Origin of the sequence: Pseudomonas sp. LABIM340 (assembly GCF_040017195.2) — a bacterium.
In the GTDB taxonomy this organism is placed as follows: domain Bacteria; phylum Pseudomonadota; class Gammaproteobacteria; order Pseudomonadales; family Pseudomonadaceae; genus Pseudomonas.
Map to the genome: position 1 here is coordinate 6,557,039 of NZ_CM200227.1, position 25,968 is coordinate 6,583,006.

Consider the following 25,968-nt stretch of genomic DNA (forward strand, 5'->3'; position numbering starts at 1 on the left):
GTGCTATTGTCGCCAACCGTTGGTCGAACCCCGTCGAACATGTCGCCTACCCGCCCCCTTCGCCTGCTGCTGATCTGCCTGCTCCTGCTGGCCGGGCTGGTGCTGTCGGTGTTCTGGGCCGGCGAGAAGGCGCGGCACCGCGCGCTGCTCGCCGAGGCGGAAGCGGCCCATGAACAGCTCGGTCTCTATGCCAACTCCCTGCACACCCTGATCGAGCGCTTCCGCAGCATCCCCGCCGTGCTCGCGCTGGACCCGGAGCTGCGCGCGGCCATGCGCGGCCCGGTGACCGGCGAGCTGCAGCACCGGCTCAACCTCAAGCTGCAGGAAATCAACGGCGCGGCGCGCTCCTCCACTTTGGAGCTGCTGGACCACACCGGCCTTGCCGTGGCTGCCAGCAACTGGAACCTGCCGGTCAGCTACGTCGGCCACAACTACGGCTTCCGCCCCTACTTCCGCCAGACCATCGCCCAGGGCGCGGGGCGCTTCTATGCGGTCGGCGTGACCAGCGGAATTCCCGGCTACTTCCTGTCCAACGCCCTGCGCGACGACGACGGCACCTTCCTCGGCGCCATCGTGGTCAAGCTGGAGTTTCCCGACCTCGAGCGGCAATGGAGCCAGACCCCGGACGTGGTGCTGGTGAGCGACAGCAAGGGCGTGGTGTTCCTCGCCAACCACCCGCGCTGGCGCTACCGCGAACTGCAACCGCTGGACGCCGTGGCCCGCGCCGAGATGGCCGACACCCGCCAGTACCACAAGCAGCCGCTCAGCGCGCTGCCGCACCGGACGCTGGAAACCCTCGGCGAGCACGCGCGCATGGTCCGCGTCGACGGCCAGGACATCAGCGGCGACTACCTCTGGCAATCGGTCAGGCTGCCGGAAGACGAGTGGACCCTGCACCTGCTGCGCAACCCGCATGGCGTACAGTCCGACGTCACCAGTGCGCGGCTGGCCGCTGCCGGCGTCTGGCTGGCGCTGGTGTTCCTCGTGCTCTGGCTACAGCAGCGCCGCCGCCTGGCACGGCTGCGCCAACGCAACCAGGAAGAGCTGGAGCGCCTGGTCGAGCAACGCACCGCCGCCCTGCGCACCGCCCAGGACGGCCTGGTGCAGGCCGCCAAGCTGGCCGCACTGGGACAGATGTCCGCCGCGCTGGCCCACGAGATCAACCAGCCGCTCACCGCCCAGCGCATGCAGCTGGCCAGCGTGCGCCTGCTGCTCGACGCCGGCCGCCAGGACGACGCCCGCGCCGCGCTGGTGCGGGTCGATGAGCTGCTCGAGCGCATGGCCGCACTTACCGGTCACCTGAAGACCTTCGCCCGCAAGACCCCCGGCGGCCTGCGCGAGCGCATCGAACTGGGCCACGTGATCGAACAGGCGCTGCAGCTACTGGCCGTGCGCATCCGCACCGAAGGCGTGGAGATCAGCCAGGACCTCGACCTGCCGGCCTGGGTGCTGGGCGATGCGATCCGCCTGGAGCAGGTGCTGGTCAACCTGATCCGCAACGCCCTCGATGCGGTGGCCAGCACCGCCCCGCCGCAGATCCGCCTGACCCTGCGCCGCGACGGCGAGCACTGGTGTCTGGACGTCGCCGACAACGGCCCCGGCATTGACGAAGCCCATCTGGCCAGCGTCTTCGACCCCTTCTTCACCACCAAGCCGGTGGGCGAAGGACTGGGCCTGGGGCTGGCGGTATCCTATGGCATCGTCCACGAACTCGGCGGGCGCCTCGACGCCGCCAACCAGCCCACCGGCGGCGCAGTGTTCCACCTCAGCCTGCCGGCCGCCAGCGAAGAAAGAAGACCATGAGCGAGACCATCCTCTTCGTCGACGACGAAGCCGCCATCCGTGACGCCGTGCAGCAGTGGCTGCAACTCTCCGGCTTCGAAGTGCGCCTGTGCAGCAGCGCCGACGAGTGCCTGAAAAGCGTCTCCCGCGAGCTGCCCGGCGTGGTCATCAGCGATGTGCGCATGCCCGGTACCGACGGCCTGGCCCTGCTCGAACGCCTGCAGCAGATCGACCGCGACCTGCCGGTGATCATGGTCACCGGCCACGGCGACGTGCCCATGGCGGTGCAGGCGATGCGCCAGGGCGCCTACGACTTCATCGAAAAACCCTTCACCCCCGAGCGCCTGCTCGACAGCCTGCGCCGCGCCCTGGAGAAACGCCGGCTGGTGCAGGAGAACCGCCAGCTGCGTGAACAGGCGGCGCTCAAGGACCAGATCGAATCGCGCCTGCTCGGCGTCTCGCGGCCCATGGAAACCCTGCGCCGGCAGATCATGGCGCTGGCCGGCACGCCGGTGAACGTGCTGATCCGCGGCGACACCGGCAGCGGCAAGGAGCTGGTCGCGCGCTGCCTGCACGACTTCGGCCCGCGCGCCGGCAAGCCCTTCGTCGCGCTGAACTGCGCGGCGATCCCCGAACAGCTGTTCGAGACCGAACTGTTCGGCCACGAAAGCGGTGCCTTCACTGGCGCCCAGGGGAAACGCATCGGCAAGCTGGAGCATTCCAACGGCGGCAGCCTGTTCCTCGACGAGATCGAGAGCATGCCGCTGGCCCAGCAGGTGAAGCTGCTGCGCGTGCTGCAGGAACAGCAGCTGGAGCGCCTGGGCTCGAACCAGAGCATCAAGGTGGACCTGCGGGTGATCGCCGCGACCAAGCCGGACCTGCTCGAGGAAGCCCGCGCCGGGCGCTTCCGCGAGGACCTGGTGTACCGCCTGAACGTCGCCGAGCTGCGCCTGCCGCCACTGCGCGAACGCCGCGAGGACATCCCGCTGCTATTCGAGCACTACGCGCTGCTGGCCAGCGAGAAATTCGGCCGCGAAGCCGCGCCGCTCTCCGCCAGCGAACTGGCGCGCCTGCTCGCCCACGACTGGCCGGGCAACGTGCGCGAACTGGCCAACGCCGCCGAGCGCCACGTGCTCGGCCTGGACCGCGCCGAGCTGCCGATCGAGCCCGCCGGCAACGGCCTGTTCGAACGCATGGAGGCCTACGAGGCAGAGTGCATCCGCCAGGCGCTGGGCCAGTGCAAGGGCGACATCAAGGCAGTGATGGAGCTGCTCGGCCTGCCGCGCCGCACCCTCAATGAGAAGATGCAGCGCCACGGGCTGAGCCGCGGGGATTACCTGGGCGAGGATTGAGCCGCCGGGCGGGCGAAGAACCAGCCAGTGCTCAGGCGGGTCAGCGGCCAGAGCAGAATCAGGCAGACAACCGCCGGCAACAGGGCATAGCGCTGCAACTCGGCAGGGTCGTTGTAGTTCAACGCCGTGAAGGTGAGCAGCAGCGAGCAGAGCACCACGCAGACGCTCCAGATCAGCCAGAGCACCAGCGCCGCCGCCAGAACCCGGCCGGCGGCGAAGCGTTCGCGCCGCGCGCCCAGCTTGCCCCTGGCCGCCATCAAGACCACCACGAAGGGCACCGCGCTGCTGAGGAACTGGAACAGCGGCTGCCAGTAGTCCCCTTCGCGGTAGAGCATCATCAGGGACGACGCGAGGGTCGATGCCACCTTGTACAGGACAGCGCTGAAGCACAGCGCGATGCCCAGTGCCACCTGCCAGCCCGCCACGCTCAGTTGCACCTTTCCCAGCACCGGCTCCGAGCGCGAGCGCGCCAGCGTGAGCAACAGCCACAGCGGCAGCAGGCAGGTCAGCAGCAGATTCAGCACGCCGCTGGTTTGGGTGTAGAGGAACATCCAGAGCTGGCGACCCGGCTGCAGCCTTATCCAATCGAACAGGGACGAACTGAAGTGGGTCAGGGCAAGGTTGAGCACCACGCTGATGACCAGGTACAGCACCCCATAGCCCACCAGCAGCGCCCACAACGGGCGGAAGCGCAGTACCCCATGGCGCTCGCGCTGGTCGTACACCAGCAGCAGCACCGCGCTGCAGTAGAACAGCAGGCTGCCCACCGTGGTGGAGATCACCATCGGCAGGAATCGCAGCTGCCGCTGGAACGACGGCGTATCGATGAACCACAGCGATACCATGCTGGCGGCGAACATCAGCAGGGTCGCGAAAATCTGCGTGGCGAGGAAGGGATAGGGCTGGCGGAAGGCCGGAACCGGCATGGCCTGTGATGACAGCGGCGCGGTGAGCGTGGCCAGGGGGGGCGCAAAGGGATTTTCAGCAGTCATGGGTCGGCATCCTTGTCGAGTCCGGGGCTGTGTTGACGCAGCCTACAGCCTATCAGCCCACGCCTGGCCCGCCAGCGGTTTATCCACAGGCATAAAAAAAGGCCGCTGAAAGCAGCGGCCTTGAGACGGACATCGATCTGGAGCAATCAAGAATCGACGTCGGGAAGCTTGCCGGCGGTGAGGCCGGTAACGGCGAGGCTGGAAAGCCGCGCTGTTGGGTCAAGTATATTGACCAAATAGGCAGGAATACAGGTCACTGGCCGCGAAAGACTGTTTCAGAATCTGTAACAGTCAGCTGGCCGCTGTGAAAACGCAGGCAAAAAAACGCCGCATGTCTTATGCGGCGCAAGGTGTTGAGAAGCCCGGCTCACGCTCCGGACTTCCCGGGGGAAGCGGCCGATCAGGAATCGGCGTTGCTGCCAGCGGCGGCCTTGGCGGTCTGCTCGGCGGACTGGGCCTGCTGCTGGGCAATCACTGCTTCGTTGGCCTTGACCATCTTGTCGGTCATCAGGCGCGACTCTTCGGCGAAGCTCAGCTGAGTGAAGGACAGCGAGCAGACGGACAGCAGGGCAGCAACATAAAGCGAACGGGACATGACGGTGATCCTTTCTGAACACCCGATTGGTCGGGGTTGATGAAAGGTTACGGCGCAACAGTCCCTCGAAAAATAGCTAGCTAACCAACAAAGCATTGCCTAAAAAGCAACAATCCGCGCCGATCGTCCGAGAATACCGGTATAGAGCGGCTGCGGCGATCCGCCACGCTAGCCCTTTGCCTTATGCCCAGTTGACGGGATCGTTGAGCGCTGCTTCGTCTTCTTCGAAAACCCTCGGCAGCTCCGCCTTGAGGAACTCGACCCAGGTGCGAATCTTCGCGTCGAGGAAGCGCCGCGACGGGTACAACGCATAGATCTGCCGCACATGCAGGCTGTGCCGGGGCAGCACGCGCACCAGCGAACGACGGCGCAGCGCGGGTGCGGCGACGTAGCTGGGCAGCAGGCAGATGCCCATGCCGGCGGCGGCGGCGCCGGTCAGCGCCTCGGCGACGTTGACCATGAAGGTGTCGCGCGGGCGGATCACGCTTTCCTCGTTGCCCTCCTCGAAGGCCCAGCCTTCGGGAAAGGTCGGGTCCTGCAGGCGCAGGCACTGGTGCTGGTGCAGGTCGGCGACGCTGGTCGGGGTACCGCGCCGCTTGAGGTACTCGGGGCTGGCGCAGAGCACACTGTAGATGGTGCCCAGGGTCTGGGCGACGAACTCGGAGTCGGGCAGTTCGCGGTCGCGGGTGATCACCACGTCCTGGCCTTCTTCGAGAATGTCCGGCTGGCGCTGAGCCAGGGTCAGTTCGATGTAGACCTCGGGGAAGGACTCGCAGTAGCGCGAGATCAGCGGGATCAGGTGCTGCTGGCCCAGCCCGGTGAGCGAATGCACGCGCAGGCGACCGCGCGGATTGAGGTGCGCGCCACTGGCTTCGGCCTGGGCTTCGTCGACATCGGCGAGGATTTCCCGGCAGCGCAGCAGGTAGCGCTCGCCGGTTTCGGTCAGCGCCAGGCGCCTTGTCGTGCGGTGCAGCAGGCGCGCTTCAAGCTGGGCTTCGAGGTCGGAGACCACTCGCGAGACCTGGGCTGTGGATAACCCCAGGGCATTGGCGGCGGCGGTGAAACTGCCGGCATCCACCACCCGGACGAATGCCCGCATCGCGTGAAGTACGTCCATGCTTCCCCCTGCCTGTTGATCTTGTCGTAGGCGCCCGTAGGAGGCGACAACCATTGTTGTCCGCGCCGCAAAACTGAATCGCAGTATAGGGTCGTTTTTTGCCGATTGTTACCACGTATAGTGCCGGACAAGTCGCTGCAGCAACGTTGGGCATACCAGGCTCATCGTACGGCCGCCGATACACCAATCGACGGCCCTCTCCCCCGCGCATACCTGGCTGCAGCGACTGACTCTTTCTCCAGGGGCGGTCATCTTCGGATGACCGCCCTTTTTCATGTTCGCAGTTTGAGCGCCGAGTTATTCCTGCAGGAGCGGGCCATGCCCGCGATCGCGCGCATGGCGCGCTCCTACAAGGTGAATCCGCAGCCCAACCGAGAAAATCTCAGCGCGGCAGCGGGTACAGACGCTCGTCGAACTGCTCCAGGCGCACGAACTCCAGCGGCTGGTCGTTCTCCAGGTTCTGCAGGCGATCCTGGTACTGACGCAGGAAGTCCTGGCGGGCCTCGTTGCTGATGTAAGGCACGTGCCAGGCCACGAAGGGCGGCAGCACGCTCATGCCGGTGTAGGCCAGGGTGCCGCGCAGGATTGGCCGCAGCATGTCTTCCAGCGGGCCGTGGATGGCGTCGTCGCCGAACATGTGGTCACGCCCGCCGAGGGTCACGCTCACCAGCGCCTTCTTGCCGGCCAGGCCGCCCTGGTCGTAGAAGCGCTTGCCGCCGTAGCAGATGCCCGAGACCAGCACGCGGTCGAACCAGCCCTTGAGGATGGCCGGCGCGGAGAACCAGTAGATCGGGAAGTTGAAGATCACCAGATCGGCCCAGAGCAGCTTGTCCAGCTCGGCCTGGATGTCGGCGGCGATGGTTTTCGCCTTGGCGCCTTCGCGCTGTTCCAGCGCATAGACCAGATATTCGGGGTTGGCGCGGGCGCCGAAGTCGGCGGCGCTGGCCACCGGGTTCCAGTTCATCGCGTAGAGGTCGGAGACCTGCACTTCATGGCCCTGGCCACGCAGGGTTTCCTCGGCGAGCTGGTACAGCGCGGTGCTGAAGGATTGCGGTTCGTTGTGGGCGTGGACGATCAGTACGTTCATGTGGATTCCTGACAAGTCGGTGAGTGGCACAGCCCTCACCCCAGCCCTCTCCCGGAGGGAGAGGGGGTCTGTTTAAAGCTGGATGGCCTTGAGCTCGATGAACTCGTGCAGTCCCTGCTCACCCCATTCGCGGCCGTTGCCGGACTGCTTGTAGCCACCGAACGGCGCCCGGTAGTTGAAGGCACCGCCGTTGACGAAGCATTGGCCGGCGCGCATCTGCCGGGCGAGTCGCAGGCCATCTTCGCGGTCACCCGCCCACACGCCGCTGGACAGGCCGAAGGGCGAATCGTTGGCGATGGCGATGGCCTCGGCCTCATCGGCGTAGGGAATCAGGCACAGCACCGGGCCGAAGATTTCTTCGCGGGCGATACGCATCTGGTTGTTCACCCCTGCGAAGATCGTCGGCTGCACGTAGTGCCCGCGCTCCAGATGGGCCGGGCGCTCGGCGCCGCCGCAGACCAGCTGCGCGCCCTCTTCCTGGCCGACACGAACGTAATCGAGCACGGTGCGACGCTGGCCGCCGGAGCACATCGGGCCGAGGAAGCTGTCGGCGTCCAGCGGGTCGCCCATCTTCAGCGCGAGGGCCTCAGTGCGTGCGATTTCCACCGCCTCGGCGTAGCGATGGGCCGGCAGCAGCATGCGCGTCAACGCGGTGCAGGTCTGCCCGGAGTTGATCATCACGTCCTGCACGCCGTGGCGCACGGCGGTGGCCAGGTCCGCATCGGCGGTGATAAGGAAGGGCGACTTGCCGCCCAGCTCCAGGCACACGCGTTTGACCGTCGGCGCGGCGGCTTCGGAGACCTTCACACCCGCACCGGTGGAGCCGGTGAAGGACACCATGTCCACGTCCGGGTGCCGCGCCAGGGCTTCGCCGACCTTGGAACCGGGGCCGCTGACCAGGTTGAACACGCCGGCCGGCAGGCCGATGGCGTGGATCATGTCGGCCAGCAGGAAGGCGTGCAGCGAAGTGTCCTGACTCGGCTTGACCACCACGGTGCAGCCGGCGGCGAGCGCCGGGGCGAGCTTGCCGATCAGCTGGTGCAGCGGGTAGTTCCAGGGGTTGATGAAGGCGCAGACACCTACCGCCTCTTTCACGATCAGCGAGTTGCCGACCTCGCGCACTTCGTCCATGTGCGCGGCCATGGCGGCATAGCTTTCCAGGCCCTCGATCGGCCCGTCGACCTGCACCATGCGGCACCACTGGATGGGCATGCCCAGTTCGGCGGTGATCAGCGCGGCCATCTCGTCGGCGCGGTTCTTCAGTTGCTCGGCGAGGGCGCGGATGTAGCCGGCGCGTACATGGGACGGGGTCTGCGACCACGCTGGGAAGGCACGACGCGCCGCGTCCACCGCGCGGTTCACGTCGCCTTCGCCACCCAGCGGCACGCGACCGACGCGTTCCTCGGTGGCCGGGTTCTGCACCTCGGCCATGCCCTGCCCCTGCGGCGCCACCCAGGCGCCGTCGATGTAGAGCTGTGTACGCTCACGCATAGCGTTTTTCCTTGAGCAGTTCGGCGGCGCACAGGGCGATGCGGCGGCAGGCTTCGCGCAGCGGTTCGGCGCCGAGCACCAGGCCGAGGCGGATGTGCCCGGCGGCGCTGGGGCCGAAGGCTTCGCCGGCCAGCACGGAGACGCCGTGGCGGTCCAGCAGCAGGTCGGAGAAGTCCTGGGCGGAGAGCCCGGTGGCGCGGATATCGACCATCACGAACATGCCGCCGTCCGGGCGCAGGGCGCGCACGCCAGGGCAATCGGCGAGGCAGTCGAGCACCAGGTCGCGACGCTGGCGGTAGGCCTCACGCATGGCTTCCAGTTCCGGCAGTTTGGCTTCCAGCGCAGTGCAGGCGGCGTCCTGGATGAAGTCCGGCGAGCCGTAGAGCATGCACAGGGCGAGGTTTTCCAGGTGCGCGCAGAGCTGCTGCGGGCCGACCACCCAGCCCACGCGCCAGCCAGTCATGGCGTGGGATTTCGACAGACTGTTGAGGGTCGCGGTGCGCTCGGCCATGCCCGGCAGGCTGGCGGGGCTGATGTGCTCGCCGTCGAACAGCAGCTCGCTGTAGACCTCGTCGGAAATCATCCACAGGTCATTGCTGATGCACAGTTCGGCCAGCTTTTCCCAGGTGGCGCGCGGCAGGCTGGCACCGGACGGGTTGTGCGGGCTGTTGATGGCCAGCGCACGGGTGCGCGGGGTGATCAGCGCGGCGACGTCCTCGGCCTGCACGCGGAAGCCGTGCTCGGAGCGCACCGACACCGGGATGACCTTGGCGCCGCAGGCGCCGAACACCGCTTCGTAGGTGACGTACATCGGCTCGGCAACGATCACCTCGTCACCCGGATTGAGCACGCACTGCGCCACGGCATACAGCGCGCACTGGGCGCCGGCCAGCACGACCACGTCATCACTGGTGACGGCCTGGCCGCTGCGCTGGGTGTGACGACGGGCGATGGCTTCGCGCAGCGAGCGCTTGCCGCGCACGTCGGCGTAGTGGGTGTTGCCGGCCAGCAGGCTGTCGATGGCCGACTGCACGATAGGCACCGGGGTATCGAAGTCCGGGTCGCCCACCGACAGCAGCAGGATGTCGTCGCCCTGCTCCATGCGCGCCAGGGCGCGGTAGTGGATGTCCCAGGCGGCGGCGCCGTCGCCGGCGATGCGTTGGGTGAAGTTCGAGTAGCGCATGCTGTGCTTCCTTCAAGGTGCCGGAGCCCGTGGGCTCCGGCGGGTGCAACGGGTCCTACTGGGCGCAGGCGTGTTTCAGCTCGATCAGGGTGACGCCCGGATGGGCGAAGCCGGCGCGCAGGTCGCGCTCCAGTTCGTCCAGGCTCTGCGGCTGGCGCATCTCGCAACCGTAGGCGCGGCCGAGCAGGGCGAAGTCCGGGTTGCGCGGCAGGACGCCGATGGGCTCGATGTCCAGGCCGATCATGTCGTCGCGGATCTGCCCCAGCGCATCGTTGTTCCACAGCAGCACCACCAGCGGGCTGTCCAGCTCCTCGCTGGCGGTGGCCAGTTCCTGCGCGGTGTAGAGGAAACCGCCATCACCGACCAGCACCAGGCCGGGGCGTTCCGGCGCGCCGAACTTGGCGCCGATGCCGGCGGGCACGCCGTAGCCGAGGGTGCCGTAACCGGTGGGGTGCAGCCAGCCGCGCGGCGCCTTGCTCGGGTACAGGTAGTTGGCGGTGTAGGCCAGCTGGGTCATGTCGCTGGCGATGAAGGCGTTGTCCGGCAGGACCTTGGCAATGCGTTCGAGGATTGCCTTGTGGATAAGCTGCAGCGGCGCGTGGCCGCCATCGATCTGCGCACGCAATTCGGCGATACGCGACTGCGCTTTCGCCGCATCGCGGCTCGCACTCGGCAGCGCGGCGAGCAGCGCCTCGGCAGTGGCCTTCGAGTCACCCAGCAGCGCCACCGCGCTCGGATAGAAGTCGTTGAACTTGCGCGAATCGACGTCGACGCGGATCACCTCGCCACTGACCGGCAGGCGGTCGCGCCAGAAGTCGGTGTCGGCCATTTCGGTGCCGATGGCCAGGACCACGTCGGCCTCGGCGATCATGTCCCAACCGGCCTGGGTGCACAGGGTGGCGCCCGCGGCGAGCGGCGCTTCCGGTGCCAGCAGGCCCTTGCCGGCGACGCTGGTGAACAGCGGCGCGGCCAGGCGCTCGCTCAGCGCGGCCAGGGCATCGGCGGCATGCAGCGCGCCGCCGCCGGCGATGATCATCGGCCGCTTTGCAGCCTGGAGCTTATCCACAGCCTGCTTGAGCGCTTCGCTGCTGGGCTGGCCACGGCCGGCGCGGCGCACCACTTCGTGGGTCCAGTCGCGGGCGACCGGGTTGGCCAGCACGTCCAGCGGCACGGAGATATGCACCGGGCGCGGGCGCTCGCTGTCGAACACGGCGTAGGCGCGGGCGATCAGCTCGGGCAGGTCTTCGGCGCTCAGGGCGACGGCGGAAAACGCGGTGATCGGCGCGGTCATGGCGCGCTGGTCCTGGGTCTCGTGCAGGCAGCCCCAGCCCTTGCCCAGGCTGGCGGTGTGGTTGACGCTGGAGATCACCAGCATCGGGATCGAGTCGGCGTAGGCCTGGCCGATGGCGGTGGCGGCGTTGGTCACCCCCGGCCCGGTGATGATGAAGGCCACGCCCGGCTTGCCGCTGACGCGCGCGTAGCCGTCGGCCATGAAACCGGCGCCCTGTTCGTGGCGGGTCAGCACGTGGCGGATGCCGCTGCCGGGCAGGCCGCGGTACAGCTCCAGGGTGTGCACACCGGGAATGCCGAACACGGTGTCGACGCCGTAGTTGGCCAGTAGGCGTACCAGGGCCTGGCCGCCGGTGAGGGTCTTGTCGTTTTGCATGAACGATCTCCCGAACTGATCTTCGGCGGATAACCGCAAGCGGTTATTCGCCCTACTCGTTGGGGCCAACGCCGAGTGTCCGGCGTGCGCCGCTTTTGCTCCCTCTCCCTTCAGGGAGAGGGCTGGGGAGAGGGGCTCTTGTCGGTGGCACCGAGTTCCGGGCCCACCACCCTCTCCCCCAGCCCCTCTCCCGCAAGCGGGAGAGGGGAGCGTTCGTGTTCTTCCTTCAGGTCCTGCTGCCGATCACTCAGCGGTGCGGATCAGCGCATCCACCGCCACGGCGCCATCGGCGTCCGCCAGCAGCGGGTTCACGTCCAGTTCCAGCAGGGTGTCCACGTGCTCGCAGGCGTAGTCGGCGACGGCGCGGATGGCCTCCACCAGCGCCTCCAGGTTCACCGCCGGGCGACCGCGGAAGCCGGTGAGCAGCGGCGCGCTGCGCAGGCCCAGCAGGGCGTCGCGGATCGCCGCGTCGGTGGTCGGCAGCAGCAGGCTGCGGCTGTCCTTGAGCAGCTCGACGAGGATGCCGCCGGCACCCAGCACCAGCGCCAGGCCGAAGCCGTTCTCGCGCTTGATGCCGACGATCAGCTCGGCCAGTGGCGGATTGGCCATGCGCTCCAGCAGCACCTGGTCGAAGGGCACGCCGGGGGCGTGGCGGGCGATGTTCTCGCGCATGTCGAACAGCGCGGCTTCCAGCGCCGCCTCGTTGCGCAGGTTGAGCGCCACGCCGCCGGCTTCGGTCTTGTGCGGCAGCTGCGCGCTGACCACTTTGAGCGCCAGCGGGAAGCCGACATCGGCGGCGGCTTCGCGAGCCTGGGTCGGCGTACTCAGGGCAGCGCGCGGCAGCGGCAGGCCGAAAGGTTTCAGCGCCTGCTTGGATTGCCACTCGTCCAGCAACCGCCCTTCGCTTTCCAGCGCCTGCGGGCAGAGCGGCACCAGCGCGGCTTCGCCACGGGCCAGCAGCGCTTCGCGGCGCTGGCGGTAGTGGGCGATGCGACCCCAGGCGGCGAGGCCGTCTTCCACGCCTTGCAGCGCGGCGACGCCATGGGAGTGCAGCAGTTCGCGGGCGTGCTTGGGCAGCAGTTCCGGCAGCGCGGAGGCGATGAAGCCGACCTTGTCGTGGCGCTTCAATGCCGCGCAGTACAGCTCCAGCAACAGGTCGCACTGGGGGCGCTCGCCGGTTTCCTCGCCGGGGTAGTCCAGCACCAGCAGGGCGGCATCGGCCGGGGTCTGCAGGGCGCTGTCGAGCATGCGGTCGAGCGCCGGGCCGTCGCCCCAGATGGCGGTGGTGAAGTCCAGCGGGTTGGCGATGTTGGCGTAGTCCGGCAGCACCTGGGCCAGTTCGGCGCGCTGCGCGTCGACCAGCTTGGGCAGGTTCAGGCCGTTGCGTTCGGCGTAGTCGGCGATCAGCCCGGCGTCGCCGCCGGAGCAGGCCAGCGCGGCGAGGCTGGGGCCGGCCGGCAGGTTGCCGCAGGCGGCGGCCTTGAGGGTTTCGATGAAGCTCACCGGGCCGCTGACGCGGATCACCCCGAGACGGTCGAACAGCGCGTCGTACAGCGCGTCGGAGCCGGCCAGGGAGCTGGTGTGGCTGAGGGCGAGTTCGGCGCCGATCTGCGACACGCCGGTCTTCAGGGCGATCACCGGGATGCCTTTCTGCAGCGCCTTGAAGGCCGCGCGGGCGAAGCCGGGGACGTTCTTCAAACCTTCCAGGTGCAGGCCGATGGCGGTGACGCGCGGCTCGTCGAGCAGGACGTCCATCAGTTCGGCCACGCCCAGTTGCGCCTGATTGCCCACCGAGGCCATGTAGGCGATGGGCAGCGAGCGGTCGCTCATGGACAGGTTGTAGGCGAAGTTGCCGCTCTGGGTCAGCACCGCCACGCCCTTCTCCACCAGGTGCCCGCCGTGGGCCACCGGCCACAGCGCGGAGCCGTGCAGGTAGTCGAGCAGGCCGTAGCAGTTGGGGCCGAGCAGGGCCATGTCACCGGCGCTGGCGAGCAGGCGGCGCTGCAGGGCTTCGCCCTCGGCGCCGGTCTCGGCGAAGCCGGAGGCGTAGCAGATGGCGCCGCCGGCGTCCCTGGCAGCCAGTTCGGCGACGGCCTGCAGGGTCAGGTCGCGGTTGGTGGCGACAAACACCGCGTCGGGCCCTTCTGGCAGCTCGGCGATGCTGCGCACGCAGGGCACGCCTTCGAGTTCGTCGTATTGTGGGTTGACCAGCCACATCGGGCCGGCGAAGCCGCCGTCGGCGCAGCGCTTGAGCGCGCGCGCCATGCTGCGGCCGCCGATGAAGGCCAGGTGCCGGGGCGCCAGCAGGCGCTGGAGGTTTTCGCGTTTCATCACACGGGCCTCAACGCAGCAGCGGACGCAGCAGTTCGCGGGAAATGATATGGCGCTGGATTTCCGAGGTGCCTTCCCAGATGCGCTCGATGCGCGCATTGCGCCAGATGCGTTCCACCGGACCTTCGTCCATCAGGCCCATGCCGCCGAAGATCTGCACGGTCTCGTCGGCGACCTTGCCCAGCACTTCGCTGGCGAACAGCTTGGCCATGCCGGCCTCGCCGTCGGTCATGCTGCCGCGGTCCATCTTCCAGGCTGTGTGCAGGGTCATCAGCTCGGCGGCGCGAATCTGCGTGGCCATGTCGGCGAGCTTGAAGGAGATGCCCTGGTAGCTGCCGATGGCGGCGCCGAACTGCTTGCGGTCGGCCGACCACTGCAGCGCCAGGTCCAGCGCGCGCTGGGCCTGGCCGACGCAGTTGGCGGCGACCATCACGCGGCCGGCGGTGAGCCAGGCGTTGGCCACTTCCCAGCCCTTGTCGACTTCGCCGAGGACCTTGGAAGCCGGCACGCGGCAGTCGTCGAAGAAGATTTCGTAGGTGTGGTAACCCTTGTTGCTCACGCATTTCGGGCCACGGCGCACGGTCATGCCGGCGGTGCCCTTGTCCACCAGGAAGGCGGTCACGGCGTTGCGCTTCTTGCCGTTGCGCTCGAAGGTGTCGGTGACCGCGAAGACGATGGCGAAGTCGGCGTGGCCGGCGTGGCTGATGAAGTGCTTGGAGCCGTTGATCACGAAGTCCTCGCCATCACGCACGGCGCGGGTCTTGATCGAGTTGGCGTCGGAGCCGGCGCCCGGTTCGGTGAGGGCGAAGCAATCGATCTTCTCGCCTTGTACCACCGGCAGCAGGTAGTCCTGGATCTGCTCGCCCTTGCACGCCATGAGGATCTTCGAGGGCCGCGCGACGAACACGTGCAGCGCCCAGGACACCTTGGACAGCTCGCGCTCGACCAGCGCCTGGGACAGGTAGTCCAGGCCGCCGCCGCCGACTTCCTCGGGCATGTTGAAGGCGTAGAAGCCGGCTGCCAGGGCCTTGCCGCGAATCTTCGCGGCCAGCTCCGGGGACACCGCGTCAGCGCGGTCCACTTCTTCCTCGTAGGGCAGCAGCTCTTTCTCGACGAAAGCCTTGACCGCCTCGACGAGCATTTCCTGTTCCTGGGTCAGTTGGAAATCCATCACATCACCTGCAGCCGTCAGCGGCCTTTGAATTGGGGGGAGCGTTTTTCGGCCACGGCGCGCAGCGCCTCGGCGGCATCTTCACTGCGGCCGCAGAGCAGCCCGGCAGCCTGTTCGGCCTCCAGTTGCTGGGCCAGGGTGCGGGCGGCGCCGTCGCGCATCAGGCGCTTGGTCTGGGCGAAGGCGAAGGTCGGGCCGGCAGCCAGGCGTGCGGCGAACTCGCCGACCTGGGCCTGCAGCTGATCGTCGGCGACCACTTCGCCGACCAGCCCGGCCTGCAGCGCGCGCTCGGCATTCCACAGTTCGTCGAGGAACAGCAGGCGCTTGGCCGCTTCGCTGCCGATCAGGCGTGGCAGGTGCCAGCTGGCGCCGGCGTCCGGGCAGTAAGCCATGCCGGTGTAGCCGGCCTTGAAGCGCGCGGAGGCGCCGGCGATGCGGAAGTCGCAGCACAGGGTCAGGTCCATCCCGGCGCCGACGGCGGTGCCGTTGACGGCGGCGATGGTCGGCTTGTCCAGGCCGTGCAGGCGGCGCATCAGGGCGTGGGCGGTTTCGGTCCAGCCGTAGGTTTCCAGTTCGCCACGGGCTTCGGCCTCGGCCCATTCGGCGAGATCGGCGCCGGCGCAGAAGCTGCGGCCTTCGCCACTGAGCACGATGACGCGCACGGCCTCGTCGACTTCATAGGCGTCGAGCAGGGCCAGCAGGTTCCTGAGCGTGGGGACGTCGAGCGCGTTGCGCTGCTCGGGGCGGTTCAGGGTGATCCAGGCGATACCGTCCTGGACCCGGCTGAGTGGGGATGGCTGAGTCATGCTGCCCTCGTTCTTGTAGTCGTTTGCTGAGGCGGATGAAGCGTTGGAGCCAATACTAAACACTTGTTCAGCAAGCCGGCAATCCACCCGAATGGGTGGCTTGTAACGCCCTGCCCATCGACGGGAAGGCCGCGCGGCGCGGGGGCTGAGGGGTTTTGCGGGGAAGTCGCGGCGGGTTTGTTACAACTTCGAACAATCGTTCAACAAGAGACGGGGCCTCGCTCCTACAAAAAAGCGCCGCAATGCAAGGCTTCCAGGCTTGTAGGGCGCATAACCTGGAACAGGTTATCCGCCGGCCTACAAAAAGCATGAAGCCCCGCGATGCAGGGCTTTGCCGGAGCGTAAAGCCTCAGCCGAGGCTCGGTACCGCCTCGTCGGTCAGCACCTGCCCACGCTTGCGCTTGAGCAGGAAGTAGGCGAGGTAGCAGGCCGCCATGAAGCCGAAGCCCCAGTACAGCGACGGTCGCTGGGTCGGGTCCATGGCGAGGAACACGAACAGCGAGCAGCAGATCGCGATGCACGCCAGCGGGATCAGCGGGAACAGCGGAGCGGCGTACTTCAGGTCGGCCACGGTGCCGCCCTTGGCCATGTGCTCGCGGCGGAAGCGGTACTGGGCGTAGGCGATGACGATCCAGGTGACGGTGCCGGCCATCCCGCTCACCGCCATCAGCACCATGAACAGGGTATCGGCGGCGACCACGCTGGTGAGCAGCGAGAGCAGTGCGAACGCCAGGCTGATCAGCAGCGCATAGAGCGGCACGCCACGGGCGCTGAGTTTGGACAGCTTGCGTGGCGCCATGCCGGTCTTGGACATGGCCCAGAGGATGCGCGTGGAGGCGTATAGGCCGGAGTTACCCACCGACAGGATCGCGGTGAGGATCACGAAGTTCATGATGTCGGCGGCGTAGGGGATGCCGACCATGTCGAACACCTGCACGAAGGGGCTTTCCATCAGCCCGGCCTGCTTCCAGGGCACGATGCAAGAGAGCACGGCAATCGCCAGCACATAGAAAATCAGCACGCGGAACACCACGTTGCGCACGGCGCGCGGGATGCTCTTCTCCGGCTGGTCGGTCTCGCCGGCGGCGACGCCCATGATCTCGCAGCCCTGGAAGGCGTAGACCACCGTCATCATCACCGCGAACACCGCGGACAGGCCGTTGGGGAACAGGCCGTCGCTCATCAGGTTGGACAGCCCCGGCGCAGCCGCGCCGTCATTCAGCGGGATGGCGCCGAAGATCACCAGCAGCCCGACCACGATGAAGCCGAGGATGGCCGCGACCTTGATCCCGGAGAACCAGTATTCGGCCTCGCCGAAGGCGCGGGTGGCCAGGGCGTTGAGGGAGAACAGCACGACCACGAAGAAGCCCGACCAGAGCCAGATCGGTACCTCGGGGAACCAGCGGGTCATCAGCATGCCGGCGGCGGTGAATTCCAGGCCGACGGTGGAGGCCCAGCTCATCCAGTAGACCCAGCCGATCATGAACCCGGTGGCCGGGCCGATGAAGCGCGTGGCGTGGGCCTGGAAGGAGCCGGAGACGGGCATCTGCACCGACAGCTCGCCCAGGCAGACCATCACCAGGTACATCAGCAGGCCCGCGACCAGGTACGCGAGGATGGCGCCCATCGGGCCGCCGGAGCTGATGGTGACGCCCGAGCCCATGAACAGGCCGGTGCCGATGACGCCGCCCAGGGACAGCATGAAGATGTGGCGGCTCTTCAGCGCGCGGGTGAGCTGGATCTTCTCGCCGCTACCGGCGTGATGGGTCTCAGACATGGCGCACCTCCAGGGAACGGCGGGCGCGGCTGAGCGGAACTCGACGTTGGATCATTATTGTTATCTCCAATCAATCAGAGGCCGTGGCTCGGGCACGGATGCCACCGGATTATTGGAAGGCGATGTAAGACGGGGTTGTTCGCCAGGATCGAAGTTGTAGAAAGATGTAAGGATTTTGTGCAGGGCTCATGGGCCGGGCCTTTCAGGCCGTTGCTCTTCGTAGGAGCGAGCTTGCTCGCGAACAACCCCAGGCAGAGGAGTCGACTTGTAGGAGCGCGCCATGCGCGCGATCGCGGGCATGGCCCGCTCCTACAGGGTGCACATCAGCTCGCCGGCCAGAGCCCGTTCCCGCCCCAATCGCTCAACCCAATCGCCGGATAACGAGCCCGCCAGCGCTGCCGCTTCCAGCTCACCCAGGCAATCCCCCAACCCGCGCAAGCCCATGGAGCGGCAACTGCCCGCCAGCCGGTGCGCAAGGCTGGCTGCTTCCACCGCATCGTCCTGGCGCAAGGCATCCAGCAGCAGCGGCCATTGTTCATCGAGCAGCTTCCACAGGCTGGCGAGCAGTTCGTTCAGCTTGTGCTCGCCCAGCAGGCGACGGTGGGTATCCAGAACCTGCCGGTCCAGCGGGCCGTTATCCACAGCCTCGGGCAGCAGCTCCCAGGCCACGCCGGACAGCGCGCGGCGCAGGTCGTCCAGGCGCAGCGGCTTGCCCAGCACGCCCTGCATGCCGGCCTCGAAATAGCGACGGACCATGCCCGGCTGCACGCTGGCGGTGAAGGCATGGATCGGCGTAGTCGCGTTGAGCCCACCGGACTGCGCGCGGATCGCCCGGCACAGGTCGAGGCCGGTCATCCCCGGCAGGTGCATGTCCAGCAGGATCAGGTCGAAGCGCCGCGCGGCGGTGAGCGCCAGCGCGGGCTGCGCATCTTCGGCGAGCTGCACGCGGTGGCCATCACGCTCCAGCAAAGCCTGGGCGACTTCGCGGTTGAGGGCGACGTCTTCCACCACCAGCACGTCCAGCGCCGGCGCCTGCTCGATGGTCACGTCGGAGCGCGGCACCACGCCCGGCGCCAGCATGATCTCGAACCAGAAGGTGCTGCCCTCGCCTTCCAGGCTCTCCACGCCGATCTCGCCGCCCATGGCTTCCACCAGCCGCTTGCTGATCGCCAGCCCCAGCCCGGTGCCGCCGTAGCGCCGTGCCACCTCGTCGCTGGCCTGGGTGAAGCGCTGGAAAATCTTCTCCTGCTGCTCGGCGGAGATGCCGATGCCGTCGTCGGTCACGCTGAAGCGCAGGCGCTGCCCAGCCTCGCTGCTCTGCAACACGGCGACCTCCAGCAGCACCTCGCCCTCCTCGGTGAATTTCACCGCATTGGCCAGCAGGTTGCTCAACACCTGACGGAGGAACTGCTCGGCGCCGCGACAACCGTCCTGCACCTGGGGCTCGACGCGCAGGCGCAGGCAGGTGCCGTTGTCCTCGGCGCGCGGCTCCAGCAGGGTCACCACGTCATCGAGCAGGCGGCGCAGGGAGAAATCCACCGGCTCGGGCTGGCTGGCGCCATCTTCCAGCTTGGCGAAGTGCAGCACCTCGTTGAGGATCGCCAGCAGCCCTTCGCCAGCGGTGGACAGCGCCTGCAAGCGGCGGCGGTCCTGCTCCCCCAAAGGCGCGGCGCGCAGCAGCTCGGCCATGCCGAGGATGCCGTTGAGCGGCGTGCGGATCTCGTGGCTCATGGTGGCGAGGAAGCGGCTCTTGGCGCGGTTGGCGGCCTCGGCTTCCTCCTTGGCGCGGCGCAGGCTGGCGGTGCGTCGTTCGACCCGTCGTTGCAGCTCATCGCGCTTGCTCTGCAGGGCTTCACGGTCGGCCTCGCGCCGGCGCAGTTCGGCGCGCAGGGCACGACGCAAACCGTCGAGGGCGTCGGCGACGGTGTCGATCTCGTCTTCTTCGCCTGAGCGTTTTTTAGCCAGCGCCAACTCGGTGCCCAGATCGCCGCCGGTGAGTCCACGGACGAAGTCGGCCATGGCGCGCAGGTGGCGAGTGACCAGGCTGTGGAACAGCCAGCTCAGCGCCACCGCCAGGCCGCAGAGGAACACGCCCATCCACAGCAGGCTGGTCAGCCCGCCGTGGAGCAGGCGCAGGTAGACGGCGCCGAGGTCGATGCTGATTTCCAGCTCGCCCAGGTCGCGGCGCTCGCCATCCGGTGGCTGGAAGGCCAGCGCATAGTGCTCGACGCGGAATGGCCCGCGCTTGTCGTCGGCGTCCTGCACCAGGTTGAAGTCGGCGCTGCGCAGGCGCACCTGGGCGATGTCGGGGAAGTCGGCCAGGCCGTGCAGTTGCACGTTGAGCTGCTCCTGGTTGAGGTCCCACAGGCTGCGCTCGAAGCTGGCCAGATAGCCGACGCGGATCAGTTCCAGCCGCGTGTCGATGTCGCGCATCTCGCGGCGGTATTCGAAGTACAGCTGCACCGCGCTGGCCAGCACGGTGAAGCACAGGCTGAACAGCAGCACCCGCAGCAGCAGGCGCCGCGCCAGACCGCCGGGCAGCCTCAACGCGGCACCCCGTCGCCGGCGAGCATGGCACGGTAGTCGCGCTCGCTCTGCTGCAGCCAGCGGGCGACGCTGCCGTCGTCCACGCGCTTCTTCAGCAGCGCGTCGATCTCGTCCATCCGCGCGGCCAGCGGCGAATGGCGGGAGACGGCGATGCGCAGGTAATCCACGGTCAGCGGCCGGGGCAGCGCGGCGATGTCCTGGCCGCCGGCCAGTTGCTCGACGAACAGGGTGCCGGTGCGCCGCTCGTGGGCGATGAAGTCGATGCGCTGGCGGATCAGCTTGCCGAAGTTCTGGCGGCTGTCGGAGACCCATTCGACGTTGCCATGTTCGGCGACGAAGCGGTCGAACTCCGGCCCGTAGCTTTCGCCGAACAGCAGCCCGCCACGGTAATTGACGAGGTCGCCGAGCTGGTCGAAACGCACCGGCTTGCGGCGGTTGTAGAAGATCGCGACTTCCTCGCGCAGCACCGGCACGCGGGAGAACAGCAGGCCATCGTCGCGCTGCGGGGTCTGGTAGGCGAGCACCACGTCGACGCGGCCTTCGGCGGCGTCCAGCAGGCAGCGCTTCCAGTTGCCCAGTACCACGGTCTGCACCTCGTAGCCCAGTTCGCCGAGCAGGCTGCGCACTGTCTGCGGCGCCAGCCCGCGTACTTCGTGGCCATCGCTCCAGGAGATGGGTGGGTAGACGGGGTAGTCGCAGTAGCGGATGGGTTGGGCGGCCTGGGTTGCCGTGCAGAAGAGCAAAACCAGGAAATACAGGAGGAATTGGAGCGGGGATTTCCCTCTCCCTAACCCTCTCCCTGAAGGGAGAGGGGACTGTCCTGCGCCCCTCCAGATCATTGTGCTGGCTCAGGCATCGGCAGGCGTGGCAGTGAACAGGTAGCCGGCGCCATGGATGGTGATGATCAGCTCGGGCTCGGCCGGGTCGTCGCGCAGCTTGCGGCGCAGGCGGCCGACCAGCACGTCGATGGAGCGGTCGTTGGGCAGCCATTCGCGGTTGCGGATCTGGTCCATCAGCTGATCGCGGCTCAGGGTGTGGCCGGTGTTACGCAGGAACACGCCCAGCAGCTGGAACTCGCCGTGGGTCAGCGGGGTTTCGCTGCCACCGGCGTCGATCAGGCGGCGGCGGTCCGGGTCCAGCGTCCAGTGGGAAAAGCGCTTGTGGTTCTGCCGGCTGCCACCGTGGACGGGCGCGGCGGCGGGTTGCCGGGCATGGCGCACGCGGCGGATCAGGTTCTTCGCGCGGGACACCAGCTCGCGGGGGTTCAGCGGCTTTATCACATAGTCATCGGCGCCGCATTCCAGGCCGACGATGCGGTCGATGTCGTCGTTGCGACCGGTGATCAGGATGATGCCGACCTCCGACCGCACACGCAGCTCGCGGGTCAGCGTCAGGCCGTCCTTGCCGGGCAGGCGGATGTCGAGCATCACCAGGTCGATGGGCTGGCCGGCCTGCTCGGCTTCGGCCAGACACGCCTCGGCCTGTTCGGCGGCGCCGGCGCAAAGCACGTCATAGCCTTCCTCGCCGAGATAGGCCTGGAGGAGCTCGCGAATCACCGGATCGTCGTCGACGATCAGTACACGGGAAGTCATCGCAATACCCTGCTGAGGCCGCCGCTCGTGACGGGGCCGTTCTTGTTATGCGTGGAGGTAGAGCTGTAGGAACTGTCCTGCAGATGGCGGCAGGTTACCGCCCGCTGAACAATCGATCAACAGACTCCCGACGCCCGACAGAAGCGCTGCCGGCCGCCGTACTGGAGGCCATCCACCCAGGCTTCGCAGATCTGCACGCCCTGCTCCGGGGTGAAGGTATTGGGGTTCAGGCCGGACTCCAGCCACAACCCGTCGAGCAAGGCGCTGAGGGCAATCGCGGCCAGTTCCGCATCGAAATCGGCCCAGTCCTGCTCCTTCGCCAGCTCATTGAGTGCCTGGGTCAGTAGCGAACGGTACTCGCCGTAGGAATGATCGTGGGCCTTGTTGATTGCCTCGGCCGTCTTCACCGCGCCCCAGAACGCCAGCCAGGCATCCAGCAGCTGCGGGTCGAGCAGTTCGGCGCAGAACGACGCGCGGAAGAACGCCGACAGCCGCGCGCGGGCATCCGGCGCCGCCTCGGCGATGGCCTCGCGCAGCAGCTGCATGACCCGCCCGGTGACGGTCAGGTAGGCCTCGGCCACCAGCTCGTCCTTGCCCGAATAGTGGTGGTTGATCAGCCCCACCGAAACCCCGGCCTCGGCGCAGATCTTGCGTATGGATGCTCCCTGGAAGCCATGGCGTTTCAGGCACGCGAGGGTGGCCTCGATCAGCAGCGCCTTGCGCTGCTCCGGCTCCAGTCGGGTAAAGCGGACTTCCTCGTTCATGCCTGGCTCCTAAGGTTTCAGGTGGCCAATCTGAACGATTGTTCGACAGGACGCCAGCCTTACCTACCCGTTCGGGGAATGGCCGGGAAACCGGCCCTGGTCGAGAGTGGCTTCATCCGCGATATCTCCAATCCATAACAAAATCAAAGGTGGGACTGACATGCAGAAAACGCTCGCAGCAGTACTCAGCGCGGCGCTGGCGACCTTGCCGGCACTGGGTCACGGGGAGGATGCCGAAGGCGCGAAGACGCTGCGGCTGTACAACTGGACCGACTACATCGGCGAACACACCATCGCCGACTTCGAGAAGGAAACCGGGATCAAGGTGGTCTACGACACCTTCGATTCCTACGAGACAGTGCAGGGCAAACTGCTGCCCGGCCGCTCGGGCTACGACCTGGTGGTGCTCAACGCCGCCCTGGTGCCGCCGCTGCTGAAAGCGGGCGTCTTCCAGCCGCTGGACAAGTCCAAGCTGCCCAGCTGGAACAACCTCGACGCGGACGTGCTCAAGCACCTGGACCACTACGATCCGGGCGTGAAGTACTCGGCGCCCTACACCTGGGGCAGCAACGGCATCACCTACAACATCGACAAGATCAAGCAGCGCATGCCGGACGCGCCGATCGGCTCGCTGGCGATGCTGTTCGATCCGAAGATCGTGTCGAAATTCGCCGATTGCGGGGTGACCATCATCGACTCCCCCACCGACGTGATCCCACTGGCCCTGGCCTACCTCAAGCGCGACCCCAACAGCGCGCTGCCCGAGGACCTCAAGGCCGCCCAGGACCTGCTGCAATCGATCCGCCCGTACATCCGCAAGTTCGACTCCACCAGCTACCTGAACGGCCTGGCCAACGGCGACCAGTGCATGGCGATGACCTGGTCCGGCGACTACGCCACCGCCCAGGCCCGCGCCGACGAGGCCGGCGCCAAGGTCAAGCTGGGCTACTTCGTGCCCAAGGAAGGCTCGCTGATCTGGTTCGACGACTTCTACATCCCGGCCGACGCGCCACACGTGGCAAACGCCCACAAGTTCATTGAATACATGCTGCAGCCCAAGGTGGCCGCTGGCGTCGCCGACTACATCCGCTACGCCTCCAGCAACGCCGCCGCCACCCCGCTGCTGGCCGCCGAAGTGCGCAATGACCCGGCGATCTACCCCGACGCCGAGACCCGCGCCCGCCTGTTCACCCAGAAAGTGCAGAACCCCAAGGCGACCCGCCTGATCACCCGTACCTGGAACGCGGTGAAGACCGGGACCTGATGGATCGCCAACCACACGCCCCGGCCTGAGCGCCGGGGCACGGGGAGAAGGCTCTCCCCAGGACGAATAACCGGAATACCGAGGTAAAGCAGATGACCACCCCAACTCCAGCCTTCTTCGCCCAGTTCAACGACGAGCAGCTGGTCGCCGCCGACAAAGCCCACTACATGCACGGCTACCACGTGTTCGACGATCACCGGGTCAACGGTGCGCTGAACATCGCCGCCGGCGAGGGCGCCTACATCTACGACACCAAGGGCAATCGCTACCTGGACGCCGTGGGCGGCATGTGGTGCACGAACATCGGCCTGGGCCGCGCGGAAATGGCCGATGCCATCGCCGAGCAGGTACGCAAGCTGGCCTACTCCAACCCCTTCTGCGACATGGCCAACGTCACCGCCATCCAGCTCTGCGAGAAACTCGCCGAACTGGCGCCGGGCGACCTGGACCACGTGTTCCTCACCACTGGCGGCTCCACCGCCGTGGACACCGCCTACCGCCTGATCCAGTACTACCAGAACTGCCGCGGCAAGCATGAGAAGAAGCACATCATCAGCCGCGTCAACGCCTACCACGGCTCGACCTTCCTCACCATGTCCCTCGGCGGCAAGGTCGCCGACCACCCGGCCGAGTTCGACTTCCTCAAGGACGTCATCCATCACATCTCCTGCCCCAACCCCTACCGCGCGCCGGAAGGGATGACCGAGGGCGACTTCCTCGAATTCCTGGTCAAGGAATTCGAAGACAAGATCCTCGAGCTGGGCCAGGACAAGGTCGCCGCCTTCTTCGCCGAGCCGATCATGGGCTCGGGCGGCGTGATCATCCCGCCCAAGGGCTACCACCAGCGCATGTGGCAGGTCTGCCAGAAGTACGACGTGCTCTACGTCGCCGACGAGGTGGTGACCTCCTTCGGCCGCCTCGGCGCCTTCTTCGCCTCCGAGGACGTGTTCGGCATGCAGCCGGACATCATCACCACCGCCAAGGGCCTGACCTCCGGCTACCTGCCGCTGGGCGCGTGCATCTTCTCCGACCGTATCTGGAAGGTGATCGGCGAGGCCGACAAGGGCCGCTGCTTCGCCCACGGCTTCACCTACAGCGGGCACCCGGTGAGCTGCGTCTCGGCACTGAAGAATATCGAGATCATCGAGCGCGAGAATCTGCTGGAGCACGTGAAGGACGTCGGTGGCTACCTGGAGCAGCGTCTGCAGGAACTGGCCGACCTGCCGCTGGTGGGCAGCGTGCGTTGCCAGAAGCTGATGGCCTGCGTCGAGTTCGTTGCCGACAAGCGCAGCAAGGTGCTCTTCCCCGAGGAGCTGAACATCGGCGAGAAGATCCACCTGCGCGCCCAGGCCAAGGGCCTGCTGGTGCGGCCGATCGTGCACCTGAACGTGATGTCGCCGCCGCTGACCATCACCCGCGAGCAGGTCGACGAGATCGTCGACACCCTGCGCGAGTCGATCCTCGAGGCCGCCGAAGACCTCAAGCGCAGCGGTGATTACGCGGGGCACTGATGATCGATCCGAGGATTTTGCCTACACCCCGGCAGCCCTTTAGACTGCCGGATATGAGCGAATCCCAGGCGCTGAGCGAAACCTCCGACGCACCGGCCCTGCATGCCTGGCATGCGGGGCTGGCGCGCGCCCTGGCCAGCGTCGGCGAAGTCGTCTTCGTCGAACGCCTGGCCGACGCCCTGGGCTGCCTGGTGCCGGTGGAGTCGGTGATGCTCGGCCTGGAACAGCGCGGCCAGCCGCCGCAACCGCTGTACCACCGCGGCGTCCACCCGGAGCATCACGAAGCCCTGGTCGACCGCTACTACGCCCGCGGCTACCTGCTCGACCCCTTCTGCCTGGCCATGGAAGACGGCCTCACCGAAGGCTTCTACCCGCTGGCCGACATCGCCCCGGATGATTTCTTCGCCAGCGAGTACTACAAGACCTACTACCTCAAGTTCGGCTGCACCGAGGACTGCCACTTCATCATCGACCTGGGCGAGACGCGCAAGGTCTCGCTGTGTCTGTACCAGGGCGAGAGCGGCGCGCGCTTCAGCGAAACCCAGCTGGACCTGCTGGCCACCGCCCTGCCGCTGGTGCGCGAGCTGTTCCGCCAGTTCGAGCGCAATGGCGGGCTGGACCTGCTGCTGGCCGGGCGCGGCGTGAAAGTCAGCGCGCCGGATGACCAGGCGCCGCTGAACCGGCACATCCGCACGGCCTTCATGAACTTCGGCGCCGACCTTCTCACCGAGCGCGAACGGGAAATCGCCCACCTGCTGCTGCGCGGCCACTCGGTGAAATCCAGCGCGCGGGTGCTGGATATCTCGCCGGAAACCGTGCGCATGCACCGCAAGCACCTCTACACCAAGCTGGCGATCAACTCCCAGGCCGAGCTGTTCTCGCTGTTCATCGACTGGCTCACCGGCGGCGTGAGCGCGGCCTGACACCCACTGCTACCGCC

20 protein-coding genes are annotated in these 25,968 nt (G+C 67.3%); 5 read left to right on the plus strand and 15 right to left on the minus strand.

What is annotated here, in order from left to right:
* The first annotated feature begins 39 nt into the window (after window positions 1–39).
* Together mifS and mifR are read left to right on the plus strand one after the other, a co-directional pair.
* Entirely contained in the window at window positions 40–1,803 is a 1,764-nt protein-coding gene (mifS, locus tag ABKS89_RS30175; RefSeq protein WP_348588837.1) for a two-component system sensor histidine kinase MifS, read from the plus strand.
* Complete coding sequence (mifR, locus tag ABKS89_RS30180; protein ID WP_348588836.1) at window positions 1,800–3,134, plus strand: two-component system response regulator MifR; 1,335 nt, start codon at window positions 1,800–1,802, stop codon at window positions 3,132–3,134. Before mifS ends, mifR begins: the two co-directional genes overlap by 4 nt.
* Here mifR and ABKS89_RS30185 read toward each other — a convergent pair.
* From ABKS89_RS30185 to ABKS89_RS30255, 15 genes are all read right to left on the minus strand, one after another.
* A complete protein-coding gene (locus ABKS89_RS30185; protein ID WP_348588834.1) occupies window positions 3,116–4,126 on the minus strand; it encodes a hypothetical protein in 1,011 nt (336 codons plus the stop codon). The two genes, mifR and ABKS89_RS30185, sit on opposite strands and share 19 nt — an antisense overlap.
* A gap of 400 nt (window positions 4,127–4,526) precedes the next feature.
* Complete coding sequence (locus ABKS89_RS30190) at window positions 4,527–4,721, minus strand: hypothetical protein (RefSeq protein WP_045213909.1); 195 nt, start codon at window positions 4,719–4,721, stop codon at window positions 4,527–4,529.
* Window positions 4,722–4,902: 181 nt separating this feature from the next.
* A complete protein-coding gene (locus ABKS89_RS30195) occupies window positions 4,903–5,838 on the minus strand; it encodes a LysR family transcriptional regulator (protein ID WP_081519060.1) in 936 nt (311 codons plus the stop codon).
* A 382-nt stretch (window positions 5,839–6,220) separates the two neighbouring features.
* Window positions 6,221–6,925, minus strand: a complete 705-nt coding sequence (locus tag ABKS89_RS30200; RefSeq protein WP_138213572.1) for an NAD(P)H-dependent oxidoreductase — start codon at window positions 6,923–6,925, stop codon at window positions 6,221–6,223.
* A 72-nt stretch (window positions 6,926–6,997) separates the two neighbouring features.
* Window positions 6,998–8,416: an aldehyde dehydrogenase family protein gene (locus tag ABKS89_RS30205; RefSeq protein ID WP_348588833.1), complete on the minus strand. Its 1,419-nt coding sequence runs from the start codon at window positions 8,414–8,416 to the stop codon at window positions 6,998–7,000.
* Window positions 8,409–9,599 carry a pyridoxal phosphate-dependent aminotransferase gene (locus ABKS89_RS30210; protein WP_348588831.1) on the minus strand — a complete coding sequence of 397 codons (1,191 nt, stop codon included), beginning with the start codon at window positions 9,597–9,599 and terminating at the stop codon, window positions 8,409–8,411. The genes ABKS89_RS30205 and ABKS89_RS30210 overlap by 8 nt, the downstream gene beginning before the upstream one ends.
* Before the next feature lie 55 nt (window positions 9,600–9,654).
* The gene (locus ABKS89_RS30215; RefSeq protein ID WP_348588830.1) at window positions 9,655–11,265 is read right to left on the minus strand and encodes a 5-guanidino-2-oxopentanoate decarboxylase; all 1,611 of its coding nucleotides are present in this window, start codon (window positions 11,263–11,265) and stop codon (window positions 9,655–9,657) included.
* 243 nt (window positions 11,266–11,508) lie between these two features.
* Window positions 11,509–13,596, minus strand: a complete 2,088-nt coding sequence (locus tag ABKS89_RS30220) for an acetate--CoA ligase family protein (protein WP_348588828.1) — start codon at window positions 13,594–13,596, stop codon at window positions 11,509–11,511.
* A 10-nt stretch (window positions 13,597–13,606) separates the two neighbouring features.
* Window positions 13,607–14,767 (minus strand): acyl-CoA dehydrogenase family protein, encoded by a 1,161-nt coding sequence (locus ABKS89_RS30225; protein WP_138213566.1) that lies wholly within the window; start codon window positions 14,765–14,767, stop codon window positions 13,607–13,609.
* 17 nt (window positions 14,768–14,784) lie between these two features.
* The gene (locus tag ABKS89_RS30230; RefSeq protein ID WP_348588827.1) at window positions 14,785–15,573 is read right to left on the minus strand and encodes an enoyl-CoA hydratase/isomerase family protein; all 789 of its coding nucleotides are present in this window, start codon (window positions 15,571–15,573) and stop codon (window positions 14,785–14,787) included.
* 349 nt (window positions 15,574–15,922) lie between these two features.
* On the minus strand, window positions 15,923–17,350 hold the full coding sequence (locus tag ABKS89_RS30235; RefSeq protein ID WP_138213561.1) for an amino acid permease: 1,428 nt from the start codon (window positions 17,348–17,350) through the stop codon (window positions 15,923–15,925).
* Between the two features lie 309 nt (window positions 17,351–17,659).
* Window positions 17,660–19,897 (minus strand): ATP-binding protein, encoded by a 2,238-nt coding sequence (locus ABKS89_RS30240; protein ID WP_348588825.1) that lies wholly within the window; start codon window positions 19,895–19,897, stop codon window positions 17,660–17,662.
* Complete coding sequence (locus ABKS89_RS30245) at window positions 19,894–20,655, minus strand: transporter substrate-binding domain-containing protein (RefSeq protein ID WP_518301065.1); 762 nt, start codon at window positions 20,653–20,655, stop codon at window positions 19,894–19,896. Before ABKS89_RS30245 ends, ABKS89_RS30240 begins: the two co-directional genes overlap by 4 nt.
* A gap of 90 nt (window positions 20,656–20,745) precedes the next feature.
* Complete coding sequence (locus ABKS89_RS30250) at window positions 20,746–21,495, minus strand: response regulator (protein WP_348588883.1); 750 nt, start codon at window positions 21,493–21,495, stop codon at window positions 20,746–20,748.
* 110 nt (window positions 21,496–21,605) lie between these two features.
* Window positions 21,606–22,253 carry a TetR family transcriptional regulator C-terminal domain-containing protein gene (locus tag ABKS89_RS30255; protein WP_138213552.1) on the minus strand — a complete coding sequence of 216 codons (648 nt, stop codon included), beginning with the start codon at window positions 22,251–22,253 and terminating at the stop codon, window positions 21,606–21,608.
* A gap of 160 nt (window positions 22,254–22,413) precedes the next feature.
* Between ABKS89_RS30255 and ABKS89_RS30260 the strand changes: the two genes are divergently transcribed.
* From ABKS89_RS30260 to ABKS89_RS30270, 3 genes are all read left to right on the plus strand, one after another.
* A complete protein-coding gene (locus tag ABKS89_RS30260) occupies window positions 22,414–23,517 on the plus strand; it encodes a polyamine ABC transporter substrate-binding protein (protein ID WP_138213550.1) in 1,104 nt (367 codons plus the stop codon).
* Between the two features lie 92 nt (window positions 23,518–23,609).
* A complete protein-coding gene (locus ABKS89_RS30265; RefSeq protein WP_253441532.1) occupies window positions 23,610–25,028 on the plus strand; it encodes an aminotransferase in 1,419 nt (472 codons plus the stop codon).
* A gap of 53 nt (window positions 25,029–25,081) precedes the next feature.
* Window positions 25,082–25,951, plus strand: coding sequence for a helix-turn-helix transcriptional regulator (locus ABKS89_RS30270; protein ID WP_138213548.1), 870 nt, complete (start codon window positions 25,082–25,084; stop codon window positions 25,949–25,951).
* Window positions 25,952–25,968 lie beyond the last annotated feature (17 nt).

Excerpts from the sequence above, each read along its gene's own strand:
- ABKS89_RS30215 (WP_348588830.1), bottom strand. The coding sequence starts at position 11,265 with ATGCAAAACGACAAGACCCTCACCGGCGGCCAGGCCCTGGTACGCCTA.
- ABKS89_RS30255 (WP_138213552.1), bottom strand. The coding sequence starts at position 22,253 with ATGAACGAGGAAGTCCGCTTTACCCGACTGGAGCCGGAGCAGCGCAAG.
- ABKS89_RS30185 (WP_348588834.1), bottom strand. The coding sequence starts at position 4,126 with ATGACTGCTGAAAATCCCTTTGCGCCCCCCCTGGCCACGCTCACCGCG.
- ABKS89_RS30205 (WP_348588833.1), bottom strand. The coding sequence starts at position 8,416 with ATGCGTGAGCGTACACAGCTCTACATCGACGGCGCCTGGGTGGCGCCG.
- ABKS89_RS30265 (WP_253441532.1), top strand. The coding sequence starts at position 23,610 with ATGACCACCCCAACTCCAGCCTTCTTCGCCCAGTTCAACGACGAGCAG.
- ABKS89_RS30225 (WP_138213566.1), bottom strand. The coding sequence starts at position 14,767 with ATGGATTTCCAACTGACCCAGGAACAGGAAATGCTCGTCGAGGCGGTC.
- ABKS89_RS30260 (WP_138213550.1), top strand. The coding sequence starts at position 22,414 with ATGCAGAAAACGCTCGCAGCAGTACTCAGCGCGGCGCTGGCGACCTTG.
- ABKS89_RS30235 (WP_138213561.1), bottom strand. The coding sequence starts at position 17,350 with ATGTCTGAGACCCATCACGCCGGTAGCGGCGAGAAGATCCAGCTCACC.
- ABKS89_RS30195 (WP_081519060.1), bottom strand. The coding sequence starts at position 5,838 with ATGGACGTACTTCACGCGATGCGGGCATTCGTCCGGGTGGTGGATGCC.
- ABKS89_RS30230 (WP_348588827.1), bottom strand. The coding sequence starts at position 15,573 with ATGACTCAGCCATCCCCACTCAGCCGGGTCCAGGACGGTATCGCCTGG.
- ABKS89_RS30220 (WP_348588828.1), bottom strand. The coding sequence starts at position 13,596 with ATGAAACGCGAAAACCTCCAGCGCCTGCTGGCGCCCCGGCACCTGGCC.
- mifR (WP_348588836.1), top strand. The coding sequence starts at position 1,800 with ATGAGCGAGACCATCCTCTTCGTCGACGACGAAGCCGCCATCCGTGAC.
- ABKS89_RS30190 (WP_045213909.1), bottom strand. The coding sequence starts at position 4,721 with ATGTCCCGTTCGCTTTATGTTGCTGCCCTGCTGTCCGTCTGCTCGCTG.
- ABKS89_RS30270 (WP_138213548.1), top strand. The coding sequence starts at position 25,082 with ATGAGCGAATCCCAGGCGCTGAGCGAAACCTCCGACGCACCGGCCCTG.
- mifS (WP_348588837.1), top strand. The coding sequence starts at position 40 with ATGTCGCCTACCCGCCCCCTTCGCCTGCTGCTGATCTGCCTGCTCCTG.
- ABKS89_RS30200 (WP_138213572.1), bottom strand. The coding sequence starts at position 6,925 with ATGAACGTACTGATCGTCCACGCCCACAACGAACCGCAATCCTTCAGC.
- ABKS89_RS30210 (WP_348588831.1), bottom strand. The coding sequence starts at position 9,599 with ATGCGCTACTCGAACTTCACCCAACGCATCGCCGGCGACGGCGCCGCC.